The 4,104-nt window shown below is 67.4% G+C and carries 1 protein-coding gene; it reads right to left on the reverse strand.

The window, feature by feature from the left end:
* Window positions 1-388 precede the first annotated feature (388 nt).
* Complete coding sequence (locus tag ACZ5DS_RS42480; protein WP_468249840.1) at window positions 389-3,829, reverse strand: phosphorylase family protein; 3,441 nt, start codon at window positions 3,827-3,829, stop codon at window positions 389-391.
* Window positions 3,830-4,104: the final 275 nt, after the last annotated feature.

Raw genomic sequence — 4,104 nt, forward strand, 5'->3', positions numbered from 1 at the left:
AAGTCCCACCGAAGCCTCACCCCAGCCAGTTGGAGACAGCCAAGCCGGTCACAACGCGACCTAGCCCGAACCACCCCCGTACCCCTTCGAGGCAGTCAAGACTGGCGGAACGCACAACACGGGACCTGCTCAGGGATCCCGACTTGTGATCGGGTGGCCGGATCACATACCGGCGTACGGCGATTCGCCGTGGGAAAGTCCCGTCTCCTTCGCGGGGCCTCTACGCCGCAGCCCGCGTTTCAGCAGGTCAGCGAATTCCGTCGGTTGGCCTATATGGCCAACCCGTCCGGTCCAGGCGATCCTCGCTCTCCACCCCAGCGCTTGAAGCCGAGGTTGGACAATGCTGACTCACTCGGCCGTGTAGGGATCAACAGCGTGGGTGAGCCTGTCAACTGATCTTCCTGCGACGTCTTCTCGAACGCTGCGACACGATCTGTTTATCCAACTCGGCGGCGCGAGGATCACGCAGCACGCGGAGCTCCAAGACCGCCCACTCGTGGAATACGAACGTGGTGTCGGTAGCCAAGGCGTGCAGCAGACCGGGGGCCCTAGGGTCACCCAGCCTGGCCAGCTTCGCGGCCGCCATCATGCGGAGGATGTCCTCGACGGTGGTGTCGGTGGCCAAGGTGTGCAGCAGGTCGGTGGCGCGGGAGTCGCCCAGCCCCACCAGTGCCTCGGCGGCCCGCACGCGGTCGTCGCTGCGGAGGGTGGTGTCGGTGGCGAGCGAGGCGTAGAGGTCGCGGACGCGGGAGTCGTTCAGCTCGGCCAGCGCCTCGGCGGCCCGTACGCGCTCATAGTCATCAAGGGTGGTGTCAGTGACGAGCAAGGCGTAAAGGTCCGCAGCACGGGCGTCACCCTGCCTGGCCAGCGCCTCGGCGGCCCGCATGCGGTCGTCGCTGCGGAGGGTGGTGTCGGTGGCCAAGGTGTGCAGCAGGTCGGTGGCGCGGGAGTCGCCCAGCCCTGCCAGTGCCTCGGCGGCCCGCACGCGGGCGCCGCCGAGGGTGGTGTCGGTGGCCAAGGTGTGCAGCAGGTCGGTGGCGCGGGAGTCGCCCAGCCCCACCAGTGCCTCGGCGGCCCGCACGCGCAAGTCGCTGCGGAAGCCGGAGTCGGTGGCGAGCGAGGCGCAGAGATCCGTGGCGCGGGGGGTGTCCAGCTCGGCCAGTGCCTCGGCGGCCCGTACGCGCTCATAGTCATCAAGGGTGGTGTCAGTGACGAGCGAAGCGTAGAGGTCCGCAGCACGGGCATCGCCCTGCCTGGCCAGCGCCTCGGCGGCCCGCATGCGGTCGTCGCTGCGGAGGGTGGTGTCGGTGGCCAAGGCATGCAGAAGGGCGCGGCCGCGGGGATCGTCCAGCCTGGCCAGCTGTTCCGCCCCCTGGACGCGTAACCCGCCGCTGGAGGTGTTGTCCGTGGCCAAGGCGTGCAGATGGTCGCCGGCCGCGCGGAGGACTTCCTCAGGGAGTCGGGTGCGCAATTGGACTTGCTCGCCGAGGAAAGCGTAGCCAGACGGGCCTGCTCGGGGAGAAGCCAGACGGGCCAGGTATCGGGTGCACAGCCGGCTCAGCTCGGGGTTGGGCAGCACGGCATCGATGAAAAAGCCTACATAGGACCAGCTTTGCCGCGGAGGATTCCAGTACCTTCCGAGCCGCAACCTCAGACTGACGCTTGGTGACCTGGTGAGGAGGCTGTCGTCCCGAAGAGGTTGGTGAAAAAGCCGGTGGAGCGCGCGAGCCGCGGCACGGGAGTCACGCGCGGCGTAGCGGGCGGCGAGATATTCCAGGAACGTCTGGTGGAGGAAGAAGAAGTCGCCTGCGACTTCGGTCACTAGGCCGGTTGCTCGTAAAAGCGTGCCTAGAAAGCGATTCCAGTCCTCCCGGTCCACCTTGTTGGGGCAGTGAGCGAGTGGGTGCTCGGCCAGCACCTCAACTGCCAGGTCAGCGATCCGTATACGGCGGAGGTGAGCGAGTAGTGCTGGCTGCTCGGCCAGTATCTCGAACGGGAGGCCAGTTCCAGCGACGCCGGTGGGGCGCCGGTAGGCGAGGTACTCGATCAGCTCTGGGAGCTTGTTTTGCACTTGCACTGCCGCGGCTTTGACGGCGGCCCTTTCTGAGGGGATCTGGAAGGATTCCGTCAGGGCGGTGATGGCCCTGTCGTGGATGTTCTTGACTTCTTTGTGGGCGTTTTGTTCATAGATCAGTGTGACGAACTCTTCGTAGGCGCCGGTGCGGTCTTTGGGAAGCGGCTTACGAGGGTTCGCGGCGTGGAGCTGGCAGAGTACGGAGGCCATCAGTGGGATGCGGGCCAGCTCGGTCAGTCGGGCCTGGGCCAGAGCCTCGATGTACTGGTGGGCTTTCTCAGTGGCATCGGGCAGTTGGAAGAGGCCGAACCAGCGGGCGGCGACCTGCTGCATGTCATCACGGTTGAAGGGCTGCAGGTCGTAGCGGGGCACCTCGGGTCCGAGGATGTCGAGTTCGCCGTCGGGCAGGGGACGGGTGGCTACAGCGAACCGGTACAGGTCGGCGTGCGGGTCCTTAGCGGCGTCGGCGATGCAGCGCAGGATCTGGCGTCGGGTGTCCGCGTCGGGGATCTCGTCCAGGCCGTCGACCAGCACCAGCCAGCGGACGTCCGGCCGCGGCGGGGTGGCGAAGAACGCCGGGGGCAGTGAAGCCCTCAGATTCTCCCTGGCGAGCTCGGTCTTGACAGCTGCGGCGAGAGCCTCGGAAAGCGGTCCGACCAGGGCCGTGGCCCGGACCAGCACAGGCACAACGTCTTCGCCGGGCCCGGTTAGCCAGCTCTCGGCCCCGTTTGCGAGGCGGGTGCGCAGCAGACTGGACTTGCCGCCGCCCGGTCCGGAGATCACTACGGTTGTTTGCTCCCCGGCCAGGATTTCCTCGGCTGGCGACGGGCCGGTATCGGGGCCAAGCGCGCCGCTCTGCTCGTCGCCGCCCGCAGGTGGGCGCTGCAGAGTTGCCTGCTGGCCTTGGTAAACGGCGGGGAGCCGTCGTTTCTCTTCGGAGATGTTGATGACGAGTGGATAGGGGTGCCGCTGAGCTGCGTTCCTGGCGGCTGTGAGGTAGTCCCGGAGGCGGACATCATCGGGTGACTCGGTGGTTGGCTCCAGGTCCTGGAGTACGCCGATGGCGGCTGCGGCCGCGTTCCTTGCGGCCTCGCGCTGGGAGCCCTCCGCGTCCCGTTCGTGCTTCTGAGTGTCGGCCTTGTCGCTGATGCCGCGGATGATCAGCGTGTCCAGCTTGCCGGTGAGGTGGGCGGCGTGGGCAACGCCGGCGCTTTCCATCTCAATGGCGACGGCGTCGTTGTAGTGCTCGTGGAGGTGGCGTGCGATCGCGGACTCGGCGTCGGCCAGGACGACGTCCCCGACGGCGATGGGCTTGAAGTGGGCTTTGCCGCGCAGGGCGTGGCGGGCGGCCTGCTCCAGGCGGTAGGAGGAGTGCCAGGCCTCGGGGCGTACGAGAAAGCCTTCGGGGGTCTGCTTGCCGCCCTGGATGCCGTACACCTTGGTGGCGACGACGACATCGCCGACCTTGATGTCGTCCTTGAGCCCGCCCGCGACTCCGACGAGGAACAGCACCTCAGGCTTCAGCCAGGTGTTGACGCGCTCGGTGATGGCGGCGGCGGTGAGGGTGCCCTCGCCGATTTCCGCGAGGGCGACGTACCACGGGGTGCCGTCGAGCCGGCCGCGCTCGGCGCGGGTGCCGGTGGGCTGGTGCAGGAGCTTCTCGACTTCGGTGAGGTGGGCCCGTACGGCCTCGTACTCCAGCGGGAGAGCCGTCAGGATGACGGCGGTGGGGCGCCTTACGTAGCCTGCTGCCACAAACCACCTCGCCGCGTACGGACCAGAAGCCTGGAATTGCCGGAGTCCACGGTAAAGGACACGAGAGAGGGCTGAGCAGTTCCCCTTCGCGATCCCTGTCTACTCCTACTGATTGATCACGCCACTGGCGCCTCGCCCTCGTGTCCGTCCTGCCGGATCCGGCCGCGGATGGCGAGGGCCGCCGTGCCGGTCCATACGCTCGGATCGGCCCCGGCGAGGCTGCTTGAAACGACGTAGTCTTCACGGAAGAGCGGTCACAACCAACTGAAGCGCTA

The sequence above is a fragment of the Streptomyces sp. NPDC031100 genome, assembly GCF_055570785.1.